The sequence below is a fragment of the Pseudoduganella sp. GW821-FHT12E03 genome, assembly GCF_058807115.1.
The window spans coordinates 274764-293976 of the sequence record NZ_JBXAQJ010000001.1; the positions used below are offsets into that span (position 1 = coordinate 274764).

The window sequence follows — 19213 nt, forward strand, 5'->3', positions numbered from 1 at the left end:
CCAAGGAAATAGATTCAGCCCGCTCCCGTAGCGGGCTTTTTTTTATTCCGCCAGCGCGTTTTCCGTGTCTTTTGCCCCGTCCGCATAGCTGATGCGGTCACGCCCGGCATGCTTGGACGCGTATAAAGCTTCGTCGGCTTCGCGCAGCAATTCCGTCGCGGCCAACTGGTGCGACGGTGTGAACGCGACCGCGCCAAAGCTGGCCGTCACCTCCAGCAACTGTCCGCCACCGATATCGACCGGCACGGTGCGCACTTCGTGGCGGATCGCTTCGATGCGGTGCGCGCCGTCCGGCAAGGTCAGCCCGGGCAACAGCACCATGAATTCCTCGCCGCCATAGCGTCCCACCGCGTCATAGGGCCGCATGGCCACGGCCAGGCGCCGCGCCACTTCGACCAGCACGGCATCGCCGGCGAGGTGGCCGTGGGTGTCGTTGACGCGCTTGAAGAAATCCAGGTCCAGCAACACCAGGACGAAGCATTCGCCGGTGCGCCGGCATTTTTCGATTTCGCGTTCCAGCAACTCCATCATGGCGCTCCGGTTCCACGCCTTCGTCAAGCCATCCTTGAGGGCGCGCATGCGCAATTCTTCCCGCGACTGCTCCAGTTCGCGCGTGCGTTCCTGCACCATGACGGCCAGTTCAATCTGGCGCAACGTCATCGCGCGCAGCCGGTAGCGGTGCACGGCCAGGAAACCGAGCAGGATGGCGGCCACGCACAGTCCATAGAACGGATAGCTGCGCCACCATGGCGGCAGGATCGTAAAGGTCGTCTGGCCCAGCGGCGAGGTTTCGCCGCTGGCGCCGTTGATGGCCTGGTATTCGAAACGGTAATCGCCGCCCGGCAGCGCGGCATAGCGCACTTCGGGCGCGGCTGTAACGCTCCATTGCTGCTCACTGCCCGCCAGCCGGTAGCGGTACTGCAGCCCCTGGCGGTCTTCATAGGCCAGGCTGGCCAGACGGAATACCAGCGGATCGCCCGACCAGTCCAGCGCATTGCCATCGAGCCGCACGGGCAGGGCGCCGCGCAGCGATTCTTCCAGTACCGCGCGGGGCTGCGCCGCATCGAACAGGCGGTTGGGCCGCGCCAGGTGGGACAAGCCGTTGCTGGTGGCGATCCACATCGAACCGTCGCGGTCTTCGTAAAACCCGCGGCCATTGATATCGTCCCACGCCAGGCCGAGCGACTGGTTCGTCATGCGCCAGCGCGCACCATTCCATACCGCGAAGCCGGCATCGGTGCCAACCCACAGCCAGCCCCGGCTGTCGACATACAGCATTTGCACGGATCGCTCGCGCAGGACCGCTGGATCGATCCGCTGCGCGGCCGGCGCGCCGTGCACGTGCAGCCGCCATAATTTATCGGTACTGCCGGCCCACAGCGTGCCGTCCGGTGCGCAGGCGATGCTGCTGAAGTCGGCTTTGCCCGTCAAGGCGCCAAAAGGCAGCACGCGCCACGCAGTACCGTCATAGTGCAGGACATCGCGGTAGCTGACAAACCACAGGTCGCCTTTTAGGTCTTTACAGCCGTGCACCACCTGGGTGTCGGCGTCGCGTCCCGGCGCGGCCGGCACCGGTGCGCGCAGCACCGCGCTGCCGGCGGCGGCCGACTCCGGGACCACATACAGGCCGTTGCCGGTGGCGAGCCAGATCTGGCCTTTCCCGTCCGGTAAAACCTGGGTGACCAGCGGCAGTTTGGCAATGAGTTCGGTCTGCCCGCTCTCCGGCAGATAACGCATCAGCAGGCCGGAATACGTGCCGGCCCACAGCCGGCCCGCGCGGTCGAGCGCCATGCTGGCCCATTGGTGTCCGGACAAATCAGGCGGCGTGGGCGCCGTCTCGAAGCGGCCGCCATCGGGCACCTGCAGCCCATGGCCGGAGCGCGTGCCGATATGCAGCCGCCCGGCGCGGTCGCGCAGCATGGAAATGATGACATCGTCCGGCAGGCCCTGTGCCGTGGTCCAGTTTTCCCAGTTGCCATAACCGAGCCAGTGCACCAGTCCCCGGCCGCGTGTCGCCAGCCAGGTGCCGTTGCCGTGATCGGTCAGGATATCGGTGACGCCACCGCCGGCGTTCAAGCCATTGCGCGGGCCCAGCACCTGCCATTGGCCGTCGTTCCAGCGTAATATTCCCGGGTCGCCATTGGTCAACATCCGGCCATCACTGTCGGCATGTAACTCGCTGCGCACATGGGTTTTGCGGAACAGGTCGTCCGGCGGCGTTCGGTCTTCGAACCGTGCCGATTGCGGCGGCAGGGCAAACACGCGCTTGGCGCTGCGCACCCACAAGGCGCCATTGCTGTCGCGTGTGATGCTGGTCCAGGTCGCGGCCGGCAAGCCCTGGCCAGCACCCCATACCGTCACGCGATCCCCGCTGAGGTGGCATAGTGCCTCCTTGCAGGCGAGCCACAGGCTGGCATCCGCATCCGTGTAAATCGCTCGGATGGATTTCAACGCAGGCTGCTGTTCCAGTTGGTCCGCGCTGAAGTAGGGACGGACCACGCCGCTGCCCGTGACGCGGAACAGGCGCGCCAGCGAGATCACCAGCAAGTCGCCGGCGGCATTGTCCGCCATGGTCTGCCCGGGCCATACCGGCAGGGCCTTGCCGTCCGCAGCCAGCGGCGCGAGGCGGCCTTCTTGCAACCGGTACAGGTTTTCGTAGCTGGCCGCCCACAGCGTCCCGCTGCGGCTGTGGTACACCGCCGTGACATTCTGCTCGGCCAGGCCTTCGGCTCCCGCATAGCGCTTGAAGTCCGCGCCATTAAAGCGGAACAAGCCGTTTTCCGTGGCAGCCCACAGGTAGCCTTGCCGGTCCTGCGCCAGTGCGTTGACGGACAGGTTGCTCAATCCTTGCCCGAGATACTGCAGCGGCAATTGCTGGGCGGCAGCGCCAATCGGCGCCAGGAGTGCCATGGCGAGCAGCAGGGGAGGAAGAAAACGCAGGCTCATAGGAAATGCGTTTGGCTTGATTTCCCTCAATGTACACAAATTATTGCGGACTCCGTATAGGAAAATCCTCAAATCCCGTGGTCCGTTGTCCCTGGGCTAAAAATGGCCAATCCTTGATTCGGCGCGAATCCACAGGTGTGCAGGACGGCGTTACACGGTTTTTGGGTGTCTACGCCGGCTTCAAGAACCGGTTCGTACACCCGCCCGATGGAAACTTGCCGTACCGTGCAGCCGACTGCGGCGCCAGTCCGGGAAGCTGACGTGTCTTCCGCGCGAAACGCGGTTTTACCAAGGACCGCTATCGATTAAGACGCTGTTCGATCCACTGATATCGGCTACTAAAACTTAGACTACATGGACGCGGTCCGGTCCGCACTGATTGCAACGCGCGCGAGTCACGCTGGCACAACGGCCGGAACGCGCCAGGGCGGTTGATATGCCAATGGGCTTGGTGGCATCGGCGGCGTTTGCGGTAAGCGTGGCGATTTACTTGACGTGGCGGGCAGGACGGCGGGTTTGTCTGCTTGGATTCGGGTGTGCTATATTGGCATAAGCTTTTGATAATAAAGTAAAAGTAGTCTGTTCGGGGTGGGATTTTCTGCGATGGGCGGGAGGAAATGCACCGTTTAGGGGGGGGCTACATCACATTGGGCCGCTTAATGGAAATAGTGTATCTGCTCTGGCATGTTCGGGGTGATGACGAATATAAGGAAAATGCCAAGCTCATTGGCGTGTTTCCTTCGAAGGAACTAGCGAGAGCGACAATCGCAACATTGCTGCCCAAGCCTGGTTTCCGAGAGCATCCAGATGGATTTGAGATCAATACTTATGAATTGGGTCAGGTACACTGGCAAGACGGATTCGGTGTGGAGTGAATTTAAAAAGCCCAACCTTTCATTCCAGCGGAGCGTCTGCGGCGCCCGCTGAATTCTCGCGTTGGGCCGCGAGAGGGATATGACTCGGATATTTGATAAGTACGATCCGGACAACTGGACGATCGACGGGAAAATACTATCGGAGAAAGCGTCGAAAAGATTCAAGAGGTTCTTTCGCGCGGCCCGATCATCGTACAACACGGGTTTTATCGCGGTGCAAACTGTCCTCGAATCTTTGCTTTTGATGACTTCGAGGAGTTTGAAGGTCATTTGGAAGCTCATGCTGTGCCGGGTGATGCTTTCGATGTCTGGAGCTTTAACGATGCTTGCAAGCCAGTGGATATGATCACGGAGGGGAAGCTACATGATAATGATGGCTGTATTCCCCAAGGCGGGGCATATTAATGGCTCAACCCCGTACTCCACCGGAGCCGCGTGAAAAGCCGCGCGGTCCGGTGAATTCTCACGTTGGGCGTAAATACATGAGTCTGAAGATATGACTGCGAAGCTGGGAACGATCAAGGCAATTGGGCATAACTTTGCCGACTCGTTTGCGAGTGGAATCGGTCTTCTGGTTGGATATTATGCGATGGATGTTTTTGCCGAAGCTGCTGCATCGAAAGAGGGGCATATCCTTGTGGATTTCCTGAACGCCACCACTACGGGCTCGCCTGCATCCGTTAGCCTCGCCCGCGCAGTTTCGCTCTATCGAGAAGTACTTCCCGAATTTTGTGCCAAGCACGGTGTTGAACTTGAAGATTTAAGACTCCTTCAAGTCCGATTCGGGACTGATGCCGCATATGGGCGCCACTTCCTCGTCACAGTGGAAAACGCCCGTGGCCGGCGATCAGCGGTCAGATACTTTGGTGTGCCAGGAAAAAGGCTACGTCGCGTACGTCGATAAGGGAGTTTTGAATGCAGTTACTGCCCAACAATTCCGTCAACCGTACCGCCACATCGCTTCGCGCAGTAGCGTCCGGCTACGTCCAACGTTGGGAGACATTTGGTGGCTAGCTATCGGCGTATATTTTGGTGGTGCATAGCGATGCTATTTCTGGTGCCGTGCGTCCTCTTTGTCCTTGTTACAGCCGACGAGGCAAAGGCGCGAGATGGCTATCGCCAAGAGCTCGCCGATATCGAAGTTGGCGATGGCATTAGTGATATTGAAGCTCACGAAATTGCCGGAGCATATTTTGGCGGGTACATTAGCCTGTGTGGCGGGCCCGGCGAAGGTAAACTTATCAATGGCGAATGGGTAGTGCCCGTTTCAATTGGCTACGGTGGGCGGTCGGAAAAATCGTCTATCCGCATAAATGCAAGGACTGGTGGCGCGAGCTATGAGCGTGGTCCAACTTTCGCAAGTTTCGAGACCTTTAAGTTCAACCTGTTGTGGGGCATTCCATTGCGAAAACTCTCCTATTTTCTCAGCCAGACATAGGGCTTATTGTGACGCTGCGTTCCAACCAACAGTTCCAAGGGATGCCTTACGGCGCCGCTGAACAGTTACGTTTAGCAGCCATGCACAACCGTCGCCTACTGAATTTACCTTGCTCCCAGCAGGAAGCGTTACGCCGCCAGTTTCCATGGCTGAAAGAGCTGATTAAAGGCGAACGTCCTGATCACGTTCAAATTGTTTCTGTAACGGTCTTCGATCACTGGCTATCGAGGGAAGAAGCGTGCGACTTGCTTGAAAATGTAACTGCTATCGAGCAGTCTCGCCGTGACGCGTTGCATGTCAATTTTTGTAGAATGCTAGTGGCTACAACTTCCACCTTGTCCTTTGTATTTCGCGGGCGGCGGAATGACCGCTTAGTTTTTCGGGAATTCAGATCGCAGGCCGCGCTGGATTCATATTGCACGCCGCGCGGTGGTCGTACGCTAGGGCACCGACATTTCCAGGTTGCGTTGCCGGAGTTAGATTGCGTGTACCTTGAAAGCTGGGATGATACCGATCATTTCTTTTTCACTAAACCTACTGCTGTTGATCACATTAAGCAGTTGGCCGAGAAAAGTGGCCTCTATGTGCTATAACTCGGCTAACAACTTAATCAACACGGACGCGCTGAAGCGCGCCGATTATCCGGCACGTTGATCTGCTTAGCACATGCCAAAATTATCTTGTCCGTGTGGCTTCGTTCACAATCTTAGTCCCATTCCGGATGAAGGATGGCTGACTATCCTTGACAAAGACTATGAGCCACTTATCGAAGCAGAGGCGCAGGGCGATGCGCTCGATGAGAATATGGACTCTGCTGGAGACAGAATTTGGCGAAAATGCGTTGGACGGCTTTATGAGTGCCCGAAATGTGGTCGGCTTATGTGGGAAAAGCCGAACGAGTCATCTTTTCGCGTATTCGAGCCAAAGACGGGGCCAGCCGGACACCTATCAGCGGCGCTGATTGATCACATTGGGCCGGGGGGACAATGCTGAAATATCTTAAATGGACGATACTGTTTCTCACGCTATCGACACTTGTTTGGTCTGGGGTTTCCCTTGCCGTCTATCGGATCCCGAGCGGAGAGGAAAATCAAACCTTTGAAGGAAACGTTCGCTACCAGCTTATTGAACTGCCGAGTGACAACCGCACTTTTTTCGAAAGCTTGGTTGGAAATTCTCCTGCAAGGCTTGACGTTGCGCCGATGCTGTATTTATCTGTTGAAGATAAGGTAAGGCTGTCGCCGGTTTCCCCTTGGGATATGGCGGAGAAGGGCTACACGCTCCGGGCTAAGTTGGAGGCAAGACCTCTGTTTTTTGGTGGATTTGGAGTTGCAAAGATTGTGGAGGTGGTTCGTGTTAAAGGCGAACCACATATCAGAAAGTAGCCCAATACAGCAGTACACCCGACCCGCGCGAAAACCGGGCGGTCCGGTGAATTTTTGTTGGGCCTCTTTGGAGATTGTGTCGTGAAATTGAGCAATGACTTCAGTAGAGCACGGATAACCTTTGCATACCTTATGACTAGCGGTCTCATTACATTGCCGATGGCATCGATTATTTGAGTCTTTACGGTAATGATCCAATTGCTATCGAACAAGCATACGTAATCTTTGCTAATCGTTATAAAACTGTTAACTTTTGTTTAATGCTAGACTATATGAAATTTCACGCTTTGGCAGTGCCACTCTTAGCTCTCTGTACAATGGCAAGCGCGCAAGACCCTGCGCAGCAGTTAATATCTGGATTGCAGCCTCTTTGTGCAAAGGCAGTCGATGAAAATATGGTTCGTGATATGTCAAAATTTTCGAGTCATCCCCTAAAAACAGAAAAAATATGCGATTGTGCCGGCCAGCGCATGCTTGAAGACAACGTACTTAAGCGGTTTTCTAGTATGAGCAAGGATCAAAGACGTGCGTATCCGAAGGCGCGAGAAGTATCAATGTATTTGTCGGCAAAGTTCTACAGCGCGAGCTTGGCTTGCTATGCAGATGCCATTCGGGTCTCAGCGGATAAAATCGATATTGGACAGTAATACCCAACCAAGCATTGCTGCCGACGCTTGGCGTTGCGGTTGAACTTACTTCGTTGGATGCTATGGGAGTGATTGTGGAGAAGTGCAAAAAGATTTCAAACAAAACGTCTCAGCTGATGCTGTTGTTCACGGAACCAGAGGGCCAGGATTTTTGGCTGCGACCAAGTGAAACTGTTGAAATTCGGGCAGACGTAGATTCACTATCAATAGACTTCGATATTGTAAATACTGATGAAGGAGTCACAGTGTTTCCTCCCTACGGCATGGGCTACATAAGCACTTGGTCTAATGGAACGCTGCTGGAGTGCGGATATCAACGACCGAATGATAAAGATTAAGAAGCTTGATAAGACACGAGCCCAACCCTGCATTCCAGTCGGCGCATGCGGCCTGGCTGAATTCGGTACGTTTGATGGGCATGATATTCATATGCATGGCGATAATATTTTTATCAAAGTTGTTTTTGTTTTTCTCTTGTTTCTTCTATTTTCTTTCTATGCAAAGGCCACTGAAACGCCTTATCTAAATAGCTCGAAAAAACTTACGGAGCCGCTTTCCTATAAAGAGTCAAAGTCTGGAAATATTTTATATGTTGAGGACGATGGTTTGCATGTTGTTGCAATTTCCCCGGAGGGTGACATAATTTGGCGTAAAAATCCGTTCAAAGATGCACGTCTTGAATCTTATCGCTTTTCACAACCTAAAATCGTTTTTATTGGCCAAGTTCATCGGTGGATGCTGGATTCCGTAAAGGGTAAGGGGTATTTTATTCTTATTTCATATAACTCAACGCAAACCGGAATTATTAATGTCGAAACAGGTGAATTTATATTCATGGGGCAAGATTGACCTCTTGTCTGCCTTGGTATCGGACAGATCTCGCCACTTTGTCCTTCATGAGCGGTGCAAAGATTACGGCGATTTTCGGTGAACTTGATGCTGGCTGCCACCAAGACGTGCTCTATATTTAGCTGGCATATAAAATTCGATCTAGCCCAGACTGCAAGCTCGGCATTGTACTAGACAATTGATGAATATTTTCCGATACATACTTTACGCTATCGTTCCTTTTATTGCTGGCTGTTATCTTTTTGATTCAGGTGTCGAGTGGCAAGGCGGGCCGTATCGGCTTGGCTGGATAGATGAGCCAAACGCTGTTACCTTGAGCTTCGCCAGTGATAACGACCGGATTTCGGGACGAATTGATGGCGTCGTTTTTGCGGTCGGTTGGGATGGACGTTATCTGGTCGCCAAACAGCACCCAGACGGGAAAAAAGATATCACCAACTACTTTGTCATTGACAGTGTCAACGACTATGTCGCAGCGGACCCTGCGAAAGTGGTTTTGGGGCCGTTGAGTGAAGAGGACTTTAAAAACATGTCGACGAAACTGGGGTTGCCAAGGTTCTCTAAAACCTTGGATTCGCTTGAATGATCGCTGGCAATCCTAAGTTAGCATTGCAGCCGACGCCTGATGTTGCGGTTGAATAGCCCGATTAATTAGAAGACGTTAAGCGTAAAATGAAACTGCTCGATTGCTTTGATACTGATGATGGTTCGCTGCCGGAGATCGTCGTAACTAAACGGCGCTTATCAATTCGTTCCAGCCGACGTCGTCGGCGCCATTGAATTCAATACATTAAAACATGATTTATCCAACAGTTCTTGATCCATCAAAAGTCGGCGAATATCCCAACTCGGCAAAGGCTGGCGGCGGTTTCGTGTGGGATGCTGTACTTGAATACAGGGTTTGGTGTCACCCTGAACGAGGCGCTCCGGATGAAGGTGACGGAAGCGACTATTACTTTGCGTTCGAGACATTTGAAGAAGCCGAAACGTTCTCAACTGAAAATGCTTGGGCTGAAAAACCCCTTGCCTTGGTATTTCAGCGCGAATACATTGATGAGCCTGAGCGGGGGCAATACGTGCACGTTCAAGCTGAGCGGGTCACGGAATGGCCGGTCGCATTTCTGTCCAGGCCACAGCGCGACGAATTTACAATCCCTGATTTCTTCTCTCCGAATGCACCGCCCAATCGACTCGAAATACTTCGTGGGCTTGCGCCGCGAGTGAGGGGAAATGTCTAAGCGCGCAATCAACTGGACGGCCTACGCTGCAAGACGTGGGGACACCCCTCACCCCGATGGGAACCTGAAGACCGGCGAGCACACGCACGTGCGAAATCAACGATTCAACAGTTTGCTTTTGCTCTTGGCATTCCCGCTCTCGTTGACGGGCTGCGGCCCCAAACGCGCATTTGCGCCGGGGCAAATATGGAGCTATGACACACGCTCCAGGGAGGGCGCTTCAACCATTCAGATTCTGCATATCGAGCGGGGAACACTGCTTGGCGATGTCTATTTCGTCAGTATTCGCGCTCTTGATGTTCGACGCCTAGGCCGAAAAATCCGCACTACTGAGATCTGGCCGCTTGCCTTTACACACGAAGCGCTGAGCCGGAGCTTGACAACTTTTCAATGGGATCAAAAAGTAGATCGTCCCTACCTCAAGCACCTCGATTTCTGGCTACGAGAAGCTCGGGACGGTCGTTCGGATCAGCGAACCTTTAACATCCCTATCAAGGACGCTCTTCGCGAAATCGAGCAAGAATCGTCTGAACCTCAGACTCATATGCTGTCCATCGCATGACGCCAAGCCCTCGGAATATTTCGGCGTCCGCGCACCAGGTGTAAAAGAATACGCCCGAGTTACCAGCAAGACTGGCCGCGGCGCATGGTTGATTTTCAGTCTCAGAGGACGCCAACCCTGTCAGCGCCCCGCGCGCGGAAGATCCGCCAGAATAGGGCGGTGACCAGCGCCATGACGGCCGCCAGCGCCGCCAAGTTTCCCCACGACAACGGCGCCTGATAGATCAGCAACTGGTCTTGCTGGTGCATGCGCAGGGGAAGGCCGGGGGCAAGGTAGCTTTCGCCAAGGCGGGGCGTGGCCTTGCCGCTTGCCAGGTCTTGCATGGCGCGATGGACTTTGTGGCCCCAGGCGGCATCGAACTCCGGCACGCCGTGGGCGCCGAAGTAGCGGTAACCATCGCCCGTGGTTTGCAATAGTTTGCCGATTTCGCTGGCATACACCGTCACGTCGCTGCCGGGCAGGAAGGCGACCAGGCCGCCCAGGTGCTGGTACAGGAAATCGCCCGTGAAGACATAGCGGCGTTCGCGGTCGATGAAGCTGGCCGATTCGTGGGCGTGGCCGGGCGTGGCGCGCGCCTCGATGGCGCGGTCGCCCAGCTCGATCGCTTCGCCGGGTACGACCCAGCGCTGGATGCGCAAAATGTGCGCGCCGGTCAGGGATTCCGTGGCGTGGATTTGCAGGGTGCCGCCCTCGGCGCGGGCCTTCAGGTCGGGCGTGGCGAGCACCAGTGCACTGTCAAAGGCAGCCAGGTCGCCGGTGTGGTCGAAGTGGAAGTGCGTCAGCATCGGCATGACGGGTTTGGTGGTCAGGGATTCGGCCACATCGCGCATGCTGCGGGCGGCGGCTGGACGTTCGCCGGAGCCGGTGTCGATCAGCAAGGCGCGTTCGCGGCCGGCCAGCAGATAAGCGATGTTGTATTGCGAGGACTTGGGCTCGCCAATGATGAACGTACTGTCATCGAGCTTTTCCACGGCATACCAGTCGTCGATGTAGCGCGCGTTCGGGCTCCATAGTTCGCCGGTGCGGACTTTGCCGAAGACATGGTTGCTGGCATAGGGCGCTTTTGCCAGCCAGGAGGCAGCGAACAAAAACGCGAGCAGCAGGGCAATGGCGGCTGCAACGGCAGGTAGAATGGCGCGGTATCTGGAGGAAACGGCAGGCATGCAAAAGTGTGGGAATTATTGAGAATTTGGCAATTGTAGCGGTTTGACGGCGATCCTGCCGGACACGAAATTATGAGGACGCCGCACCATGAAAGAGACCCTGAAACCCGGCATTAAGTTCAGGCACACATTCACGTTGCCCCGGTCCAAAATGGTTCCGGCGCTATACCCCGAGGCCGAGGAATTTCTCGCCATGCCGGAAGTCTTTGCCACGGGATTCTTGGTGGGTTTTCTTGAATGGGCTTGCATCAGGGCGATTAATCCGCATCTCGATTGGCCGGAGGAGCAAAGCCTGGGTACCCATATCGATGTCTCGCATGTGGCGGCGACGCCGCCGGGGCTGGAAGTGACCGCCACCGTTGAACTGATCGCGGTGGAAGGCCGCAAGCTGACCTTTACTGTTGAAGCGCATGATGGCGTGGACTTGATTTCCCAGGGGCGCCACGAGCGATTTGTCATCAACAAGGCAAAATTCGAGACCAAGGTCGGTGCCAAGGCACCCCGCTAGCGCGAGGTAGCGGGGAAGCGCGCGAAATAGTAAGGGATCGCAGAAAATAGTAGGCGACGAAAAATACAGGGAAGCACCTCGCCGCGGGTTCAACCCTTACAATAGTGTTTTTTGCAATCATTTCCGGCCGCCGTGGGAACTTCTAAACCAATTTTGCTGGCGCTGGGCGCCGCGGCCGTTCTGGGCGCGACGGCCTACTGGTTCAATGCGCGCGACAGCAGGGCGCCGGAGCCGCGCCGTGCCGAAGCACCGCCGGACACCGGGCCGCAAGCCACGCCGAATTTCTGGAGCGGCAAGGTATCGCTGGTGGCCGGAAACGACGGCCAGTTTGCCGATCCGTACGGCGTGGCGATCGATGCCGGCGGCAATGTGTATGTTGCCGACGGCGGCGATGGCAACCGCATCCGCCGCATTGCGCCCGACGGCGCCGTCACCACCGTCGCCGGTGGTGTGGAAGGATATGCGGACGGTCCCGGCAAGCAGGCCCGTTTTAACACGCCCTCCGGCCTCGCCATCGACCAGCAGGGCAACGTGTATGTGGCCGATACCGGCAACCACGCGATCCGAAAAATAGCACCGGACGGTACGGTCAGCACCCTGGCGGGCAGCGGTGTGGCCGGCACGGCGGATGGCCTGGGCAAGGCCGCGCAATTCAATGGTCCGGTTGGACTGGCGGTGGATGGCGACGGCGCCGTGTATGTGGCCGATACCTACAACGATACGATCCGCAAGATTGCGCCGGATGGCACGGTCACGACGCTGGCGGGCAGCGGCATGCCTGGTGACGTGGATGGTCCGGCATTAAAGGCCTCGTTCGATACGCCGTGCGCGCTGGTGATTGATACCGATGGCGCGCTGCTGGTGGCCGATACCCGTAATGATGCGATCCGCCGTATCGGCAAGGATGGCGTGGTCAGCACCGTGGCGCGCGCGCCGGAAGGCGAGCGCCGGCCGCTGCTGCGCAGGCCGTTGGCGCTGGTGCGCACCCATGATGGTCACGTGTATATCGCGGCCCATGGCGGCCGTATCCTGCAACTGACACCTGCCAATGGCATGGATGCGCTGGGCGATGTCGACCAGGTGGTGCAGCCCGGCTATGGCAGCGATGGCAAAGTGCAGTTGTTCCAGCCGCGCGGGCTGGCCCTGGCCGCCAATGGCGGCATCGTGGTGGCCGATGCCGCCACCCAGCGCGTGCACCGGATTACCCGCGTGGACAGTGGAAAGTCCGCGCCGTCGCAGGGCGCGCCGCGTCCTGTCGACGCGGCATTGATGGCGGCGGTGCCGTTGCCCGGGGCGCGTGCCGCCACGCAGGGGGCCGGGCAGGCAAGCGCTGCGCCAGCTACGCCGCCAGTTGCGCGGACAGGTGCCTCCCCGGTGGCGGGGCGCCAGGGGGCGCCGCTGAAACCAATGCCCTGGCCGCTGTCGCCGCAAACCGGCCCGCACGAAGTGGTTGGCGTGATGGGCGAAGTGCGTGGCAATTTCGAAGGCGATCCCCGCGACCATTTTCATTCGGGCCTGGATATCCGCGCCGATGTCGGCCAGCCGGTACTGGCGATCGCCCCGGTGAAAGTCAGCGATCCGCTGCCGAACTGGGGCTATGGCTCCCTGAGCGAAGGCATCAGCCTCGGCAATATCTCCTACATCCACATGCGTGTTGGCCGCAATGCGAAAAACATGCCGCTCGACGAACGCTTCCAGCTGCTGCGCAATGCCCGTGGCAAACCGGAACGTATCCGGGTGCGGCGTGGCGCCCGTTTTGAAACCGGCGATACGCTGGGCATGGTCAACGGCATGGCCCACGTGCACCTCGATTACTTCCGGCAGGGCGGGGCGCTCAATCCGCTCAGCCTGCCATTTCCCGGCCTGCGCGACACCATCGCGCCACGCATCGCCGGCATCACGCTGTTTGACCCGCATGGCCAGCCACTGGGGGCGCCACGGGAGCGCGCCAAAGGCAAAGCCGGCAAGAAGAACAAGGCGCCCGCCGAAATCAAGCCGCTTAAACCGCTGTTGGTCAAGCGGGAGCTGGGCGAGCTGGTGATCGTGGCCGATGCCTGGGACCAGATGAACGGCAATGAAGCGCGCCGCCGCCTCGGGCTGTACCGCCTCGGTTACCAGTTGCTGAACGCGGACGGCAGTCCGGCTTCGGGCTATAAACAGCCCGTCATGACGCAACTGTATGACCAGTTGCCGCGCAACCGCGACGCGGTCAAATTCGCGTATGCGCCGAGCAGCGGCATCACCGTGTATGGCAGCAAGGCCACGCGCTTTGCCTATACCGTCACCAACCGGCTGGAACACGGCCAAGTCACGCCGGGTGTCTGGCGTATTGCCGAACTGGCGCCGGGCCCGTATATCTTGCGTATCCATGCCTATGATTACGCCGGCAATGTGGCGGCCGAGGGGCGCGACTTGCCTTTGAATATCGAATAACGATCACATTAGGGCACTATTTAGAATATAGGCCAATCGGACGCCTGAATGCAATAATTGAAGGTTAATGATTTCCCTGTTGCCAGGAAGTTTCAGGTACATGCGATTGATATAATGTCTTGAATTGTAATTTTCCAGATCCTTGTAAATGCGGATTGCTTGTTTGTGACTATCAGCAATCCAGCTTTGTGGATTTGTTGTAGTTACGTTTGGTAGGGATTCCTGATTATTATTGAGAAGATTGGTTGCGTAATCGAAAATTTCACTATCGCTGATTATTTCTTTCGGCATCACGCTGTTCCAAATTGTTGCTAGATTGGTTGGCCTGCCTTCGTATACAACGAAAGCTTGTTTCTTGTCGCGTTGCGGTATGGTGCAGCATAATGGCTCATGCAGGCGGGCTATTATTAGGACGATCTCATTCAAAGCAATTTTTTTATTTTCTATCGACCCGTCTCTTAGCTCATGTATTTTTTCAAATAGTATGGTGGTAATGCATTTTTTTACGCAGTCATGGTCTAATTTTAAGTATTCTTCACTAGCTGGAATTTCTGGTAAATGGCGATCAAAAACAAAACGAGCGCGTGGAATCTCCAAATAGTGCTGGTGTACTTGGTGAAGAAGTGTATCTCCGCCTAGAATGCCTGCAATGCGCTTTTCGGCGATGGGATGGATCAGTCTCATGGCAATCAAGACTGGTATTGATATTGTGTGCGGTAAAGGCTTTTCATAAGAGTTTGATGGTCGCGGATAATCTTTAGCTGGCGGTGGTAGTGCGGGGGCACTATAAAAAATCGGCTTATCCAGTGGCATATTTGGCTCCGGGGCTGACGGTACGGAAAGAACTTCCGGCGCCGACAAGGCGAACCTGATTGACTTTACAGTTTCTTCTGCGGCATGCAGATAGCGGGTTGCTTGAGGGGAAGGGGCGATATTGTAATGTGTATTATCCCTGAGGGTTTCACGGAGTGAGCCGGCTTGATTGTGAAGTTTTTCTGCGTAGGTAGAAAGTTGAGTGCGCTGTTCTGGGATTTTGTTGCTGAACTGTTGCAGTGCATTGATTGAAAGCGCAACCGTTGTCTGTAGTTTGTTTGTTGCATCATCAGCTTTTTCGATTTTTTGAATATGCTCCCTAGAGATAGACATCTTCGAAATGACGAATCCAGTAAATCCCATCATCATTCCTGTAATCGATATGATAAACAACTTATTGATTATGGTTAGAATTACTTCTTTGGCGTGGTTTTGCTCAACTTGTGGGATTAAATTATTTTTTATTACGAGTTTTAATATTCCAAAAAAAATCAGGGCGCACAGGCTGATAACTGCCATAGGGTCTGTTACATTTGATGCAATTTCGGCAATGTCTTTCATGAGATCCCTCCTGTCCGGGTCTTATCGTTGTGGTTGCCTGACTTTGACTTTTGAACATGGTATCTATTTATCGTACGCCAGATTGAATGAGAATTGAATAGGCATTTTATGGTTTCAATTCAATACCATCATGACGAAAGGCAATAAATTCTGGATAGCAATTTTTATATTCCCGCCCTGCGGCATGGCTGAGCAAGAGCGGACGCCTATCAGCCGAGTCCGTATCATGATAATAATTATGTGCACCTGTGAGTATTGGTGAGAATCCCCGTGAGTGATTGAAATAGCATTGTTAACTAAGGTTATAAGTCCCGTCGAAGCAGGCAGTTGATAGCGGGCGCCTGGTACGGCCGCGTTGTGGCCGGCGCGGCTGGAGCCAGCCTTGTCGACGGTCACAACACGGAGGTTTTATCATGTCCAGAACCACAGAGGCACGACTGAATGAGACACAGCGGGAATTCCTGCAAAAGCTGAACAGCCTGGATTTCGGTCCGCTGGCCTTCAAGCTGATGAATCCGGAAGAGCGTCCGGGCATGTCGCTGGAACAGACCGCGGACGCCATCACGAAATACAAGGGTTTCCTGTTCCTCACCCATAACGCGCAAGGCAAGCCGGTCTCGCCGTCGAGATACATCGACTATGTGTGGCACACGCACTTGCAGGACACGGAACTGTACCTGACGCAAACCGCCACCCTGTTCGGCTGCCAGTTGCATCACTTCCCCTTCTTCGGCAAACGGGGCGCCGCCGATGAGAAGGAATTGCTGGCCGCCGCCGAAGCCACCAAGGAACAGGCCCGCGTGTATTTTGGCTGGGACGACGATGACTGGTGCGGCACCCGCCCCAAAGGCCCGCGCGGACTGGAAGAACTGGCCAGCATCATTTATCCGTCCGGCCTGCCGCAAACGGGCATCGGGCAAGACAACGACACCATCAGCATCCAGGTTGGCAACTTCCGCCACACGGTGCAGCACATCGGATCGCCGGCGCACAACCTGTTCAGCGCGAATGCGAAACTGTCCCACCTCGACGTGCTGGAAAAACTGTTGAAACTGCCGAAGTGGGTGATCGTTTGCATGCCGGCCGACCTGGCCACGCTCAATGAAATCGTGCAGATCCGGCGTGAAAAACTGGTCGAAGTGACCAAATCCCTGCTGGAACAACGGCCGCAGGCCGCTGGCTTCCGCAGCGAGCAGGTGATCCTCAGCAGCGTCCATTAACCTTGCACTGAACACCACGGCAAGGCGGAAGATTGACCGCCTTGCCACACTTCTCAAAAATCCCTGTTGATCTCCCGGAAGTCTGCTGTACAATTTACTGAACGGTCGTGCTTTTTCTTGTGCGGACCGAACAATAAAGGGACACAGCATGGATCTGAATTACTCGCCGGAAGACCAGGCGTTCCGCGCCGACGTGCGCGCCTTCCTCGAAGCGAACTTGCCGGCGGATTTGCAGCGCAAAGTGCAGCGCCACTTGCGCCTGACGCGTGACGATTACGTCCGCTGGCACAAAATCGTGGCGAAGCAGGGCTGGGCCGCGCCCGCCTGGCCTGTCGAACACGGCGGTCCGGGCTGGAATGCCGTGCAGCGCCACATCTGGGAAGAAGAGTGCGCCCGCGCCGGGACGCCGCCGATCCTGCCGTTCGGCGTCAACATGGTGGCGCCCGTCATCATGGCGTTCGGCAATGACGAACAAAAAGCCCATTACCTGCCGCGCATCCTGCATTGCGACGACTGGTGGTGCCAGGGGTATTCGGAACCGGGGTCCGGCTCCGACCTGGCTTCGCTGAAATCCACGGCGCAACGCGACGGCGACCATTACATCGTCAATGGCCAGAAAACCTGGACCACCCTGGGCCAGCACGCCGACATGATTTTCTGCCTGGTGCGCACCGACACCAGCGTGCGCAAACAGGAAGGCATTTCCTTCCTGCTGATCGACATGAAGACCCCGGGCATCACGGTGCGCCCGATCATCATGCTCGACGAAGACCACGAAGTGAATGAAGTGTTCTTCGATAACGTCAGGGTGCCGGTGGCAAACCTGATCGGCAAGGAAAACAAGGGCTGGACCTATGCGAAGTACCTGCTGGGCCATGAGCGCACCGGCATCGCCGCCGTGGGCCGCTCGCGCAAGGAATTGCATTTGCTGAAGCGGATTGCCGCCAAACAGATGAAGAAGGGCAAATCGCTGCTGGAAGATCCGCTGTTTGCCGCGAAAGTCGCCAACCTGGAAATCGAATTGATGGCGCTGGAAACCACCGTGCTGCGCACCATTGCCCAGGAAGCGCATGCGCCGGGGCCGCAAGCGTCGATGCTGAAAGTGCGCGGTTCGGAAATCCAGCAATGGCTGAGCGAATTGATGATGGAAGCGGTGGGGCCGAACGCGCTGCCGTTTGATCCGCTCTACCTGTCCGGCGAGCGTGAGCATAACTTGGGCGGTGACGACGACGCCGCGCCGCTGGCCGGCCACTACTTCAATTTCCGCAAGACGTCGATTTACGGCGGCTCGAATGAAATCCAGAAAAACATCATCACCCAGATGATCCTGGGCCTGTAAGGAGACACCATGGACTTCCAATTCAATGAAGAACAGCAGCAATTTGCCGACGCGCTGCGCCGCTGGATCGCCAAGGATTACGGTTTCGAGACTCGCAAGCGCATTATCCATTCGGACGCTGGCGCCTCGGACGCGGCCTGGGCCACGCTGACGGAGCTGGGCATGCTGGCGCTGCCGGTGCCGGAAGCGCAGGGCGGTTTTGACGGCACGGCGATCGACATGCTGGCCGTGATGCAGGAACTGGGCCGTGGCCTGGTGGTGGAGCCGTACTTCGCCACCGTGCTGGGTGCGCAATTCCTGAAACTGGCCGGTGGCCATGACGACTTGCTGGCGCAGGTGGCGGCGGGTGAACTGAAACTGGCCGCCGCGCTGGGCGAACGCCATTCCCGCCACGATTTGCACGATATCGGCGTGACGGCCGTCCGTGCGCCACATGGCGACGGCTATGTGATCGACGGCCTGAAAACCGTGGTGCTGCACGGGGCGCAAGCCGGTGTGCTGATCGTGTCGGCACGCAGCGGCGGCGGCCAGCGCGATAAAGGCGGCATTTCCCTGTTTGCCGTTCCGGCCGCGACGGCCGGCGTGGACATCGCGGATTGCCGCACCTTGGACGGCATGCGCGCCGCCACCGTGCGCCTGACCCAGGTCCAAGTGCCGCCGTCGGCGCTGGTGGGCACGGAAGGGGAGGGCTGGGACATCCTCGAAGCAGCCGCCGATTATGGCGCGGCGCTGTTGTGCGCGGAAGCGGTGGGCGCCATGGATGCGGTGTTTGCCGCCACCCTGGAATACCTGAAAACACGCCAGCAATTTGGCGCGCCGATCGGCAAGTTCCAGGCGCTGCAGCACCGCATGGCGGACATGTTCATCCACCTCGAGCAAGCCCGTTCGATGGCCATGCTGGCGGCCGTCAAAGTGGCCTCGCTGGAAGCGGAAGAACGCCGCCGCATTGTTTCGGCAGCCAAGGCGCGGGTCGGCCAGGCGGCGAAATTCGTGGGCCAGCAAGCGGTGCAACTGCATGGCGGCATGGGCGTGACCGACGAACTGCCGGCGGCCCACCACTTCAAGCGGCTGGCCATGATAGATTTGACCCTGGGCGATGCGGACCACCACCTGGAACGTTTCATCGCCCAGCCGGGATTCAAGCACGCCGCTTGAGTCGCGCAAGCCTCCTGCCTCAGTTTGGCTGCAACGAGGCACAGTTCGTTGCAGCCGTGCCGCGTATGCCGGCAATTGCAG

Annotated in this window: 19 protein-coding genes; 16 read left to right on the forward strand and 3 right to left on the reverse strand. The window is 56.7% G+C overall.

Annotated elements, in window-relative coordinates:
• Positions 1-42: 42 nt before the first annotated feature.
• Positions 43-2910, reverse strand: a complete 2868-nt coding sequence (locus tag AC1RRC_RS01045; protein ID WP_493053384.1) for a ligand-binding sensor domain-containing diguanylate cyclase — start codon at positions 2908-2910, stop codon at positions 43-45.
• Between the two features lie 653 nt (positions 2911-3563).
• On the opposite strand from AC1RRC_RS01045, the gene AC1RRC_RS01050 reads away from it, so the two are divergent.
• The 11 genes from AC1RRC_RS01050 (at position 3564) to AC1RRC_RS01100 (ending at position 9940) form a co-directional block, all read left to right on the forward strand.
• Positions 3564-3821: a DUF7336 domain-containing protein gene (locus AC1RRC_RS01050; protein WP_493053385.1), complete on the forward strand. Its 258-nt coding sequence runs from the start codon at positions 3564-3566 to the stop codon at positions 3819-3821.
• A 496-nt stretch (positions 3822-4317) separates the two neighbouring features.
• Complete coding sequence (locus AC1RRC_RS01055) at positions 4318-4725, forward strand: hypothetical protein (protein WP_493053386.1); 408 nt, start codon at positions 4318-4320, stop codon at positions 4723-4725.
• 141 nt (positions 4726-4866) lie between these two features.
• Positions 4867-5259 (forward strand): hypothetical protein, encoded by a 393-nt coding sequence (locus tag AC1RRC_RS01060; RefSeq protein ID WP_493053387.1) that lies wholly within the window; start codon positions 4867-4869, stop codon positions 5257-5259.
• 8 nt (positions 5260-5267) lie between these two features.
• Positions 5268-5852, forward strand: a complete 585-nt coding sequence (locus AC1RRC_RS01065; RefSeq protein ID WP_493053388.1) for a hypothetical protein — start codon at positions 5268-5270, stop codon at positions 5850-5852.
• Positions 5853-5925: 73 nt separating this feature from the next.
• The gene (locus AC1RRC_RS01070; RefSeq protein WP_493053389.1) at positions 5926-6252 is read left to right on the forward strand and encodes a DUF8617 domain-containing protein; all 327 of its coding nucleotides are present in this window, start codon (positions 5926-5928) and stop codon (positions 6250-6252) included.
• Positions 6246-6644, forward strand: coding sequence for a hypothetical protein (locus AC1RRC_RS01075; protein WP_493053390.1), 399 nt, complete (start codon positions 6246-6248; stop codon positions 6642-6644). Before AC1RRC_RS01070 ends, AC1RRC_RS01075 begins: the two co-directional genes overlap by 7 nt.
• A 173-nt stretch (positions 6645-6817) precedes the next feature.
• Positions 6818-7291: a hypothetical protein gene (locus AC1RRC_RS01080; RefSeq protein WP_493053391.1), complete on the forward strand. Its 474-nt coding sequence runs from the start codon at positions 6818-6820 to the stop codon at positions 7289-7291.
• 288 nt (positions 7292-7579) lie between these two features.
• Positions 7580-8140, forward strand: a complete 561-nt coding sequence (locus tag AC1RRC_RS01085) for a hypothetical protein (RefSeq protein WP_493053392.1) — start codon at positions 7580-7582, stop codon at positions 8138-8140.
• A 181-nt stretch (positions 8141-8321) separates the two neighbouring features.
• Positions 8322-8726, forward strand: a complete 405-nt coding sequence (locus tag AC1RRC_RS01090) for a DUF3997 domain-containing protein (protein ID WP_493053393.1) — start codon at positions 8322-8324, stop codon at positions 8724-8726.
• A gap of 211 nt (positions 8727-8937) precedes the next feature.
• The gene (locus AC1RRC_RS01095) at positions 8938-9378 is read left to right on the forward strand and encodes a GCN5 family acetyltransferase (protein ID WP_493053394.1); all 441 of its coding nucleotides are present in this window, start codon (positions 8938-8940) and stop codon (positions 9376-9378) included.
• Entirely contained in the window at positions 9371-9940 is a 570-nt protein-coding gene (locus AC1RRC_RS01100; protein ID WP_493053395.1) for a hypothetical protein, read from the forward strand. Before AC1RRC_RS01095 ends, AC1RRC_RS01100 begins: the two co-directional genes overlap by 8 nt.
• Positions 9941-10041: 101 nt before the next feature.
• On the opposite strand, the gene AC1RRC_RS01105 is transcribed toward AC1RRC_RS01100, so the two are convergent.
• Positions 10042-11028 carry an MBL fold metallo-hydrolase gene (locus AC1RRC_RS01105; RefSeq protein ID WP_493053396.1) on the reverse strand — a complete coding sequence of 329 codons (987 nt, stop codon included), beginning with the start codon at positions 11026-11028 and terminating at the stop codon, positions 10042-10044.
• A gap of 163 nt (positions 11029-11191) precedes the next feature.
• On the opposite strand from AC1RRC_RS01105, the gene AC1RRC_RS01110 reads away from it, so the two are divergent.
• Together AC1RRC_RS01110 and AC1RRC_RS01115 are read left to right on the forward strand one after the other, a co-directional pair.
• Positions 11192-11611, forward strand: coding sequence for a thioesterase family protein (locus AC1RRC_RS01110; protein WP_493053397.1), 420 nt, complete (start codon positions 11192-11194; stop codon positions 11609-11611).
• A 132-nt stretch (positions 11612-11743) separates the two neighbouring features.
• Entirely contained in the window at positions 11744-14044 is a 2301-nt protein-coding gene (locus tag AC1RRC_RS01115; RefSeq protein ID WP_493053398.1) for a gluconolaconase, read from the forward strand.
• A 3-nt stretch (positions 14045-14047) separates the two neighbouring features.
• Here the strand turns inward: AC1RRC_RS01115 and AC1RRC_RS01120 are convergent, their stop codons facing one another.
• Positions 14048-15418, reverse strand: a complete 1371-nt coding sequence (locus AC1RRC_RS01120; RefSeq protein WP_493053399.1) for a S1/P1 nuclease — start codon at positions 15416-15418, stop codon at positions 14048-14050.
• 413 nt (positions 15419-15831) lie between these two features.
• Between AC1RRC_RS01120 and AC1RRC_RS01125 the strand changes: the two genes are divergently transcribed.
• From AC1RRC_RS01125 to AC1RRC_RS01135, 3 genes are all read left to right on the forward strand, one after another.
• Positions 15832-16638, forward strand: coding sequence for a glycine-rich domain-containing protein (locus tag AC1RRC_RS01125; RefSeq protein ID WP_493053400.1), 807 nt, complete (start codon positions 15832-15834; stop codon positions 16636-16638).
• A gap of 148 nt (positions 16639-16786) precedes the next feature.
• On the forward strand, positions 16787-17977 hold the full coding sequence (locus AC1RRC_RS01130) for an acyl-CoA dehydrogenase family protein (protein ID WP_493053401.1): 1191 nt from the start codon (positions 16787-16789) through the stop codon (positions 17975-17977).
• A gap of 9 nt (positions 17978-17986) precedes the next feature.
• Entirely contained in the window at positions 17987-19132 is a 1146-nt protein-coding gene (locus tag AC1RRC_RS01135; RefSeq protein ID WP_493053402.1) for an acyl-CoA dehydrogenase family protein, read from the forward strand.
• The last annotated feature ends 81 nt before the right edge of the window (positions 19133-19213 follow it).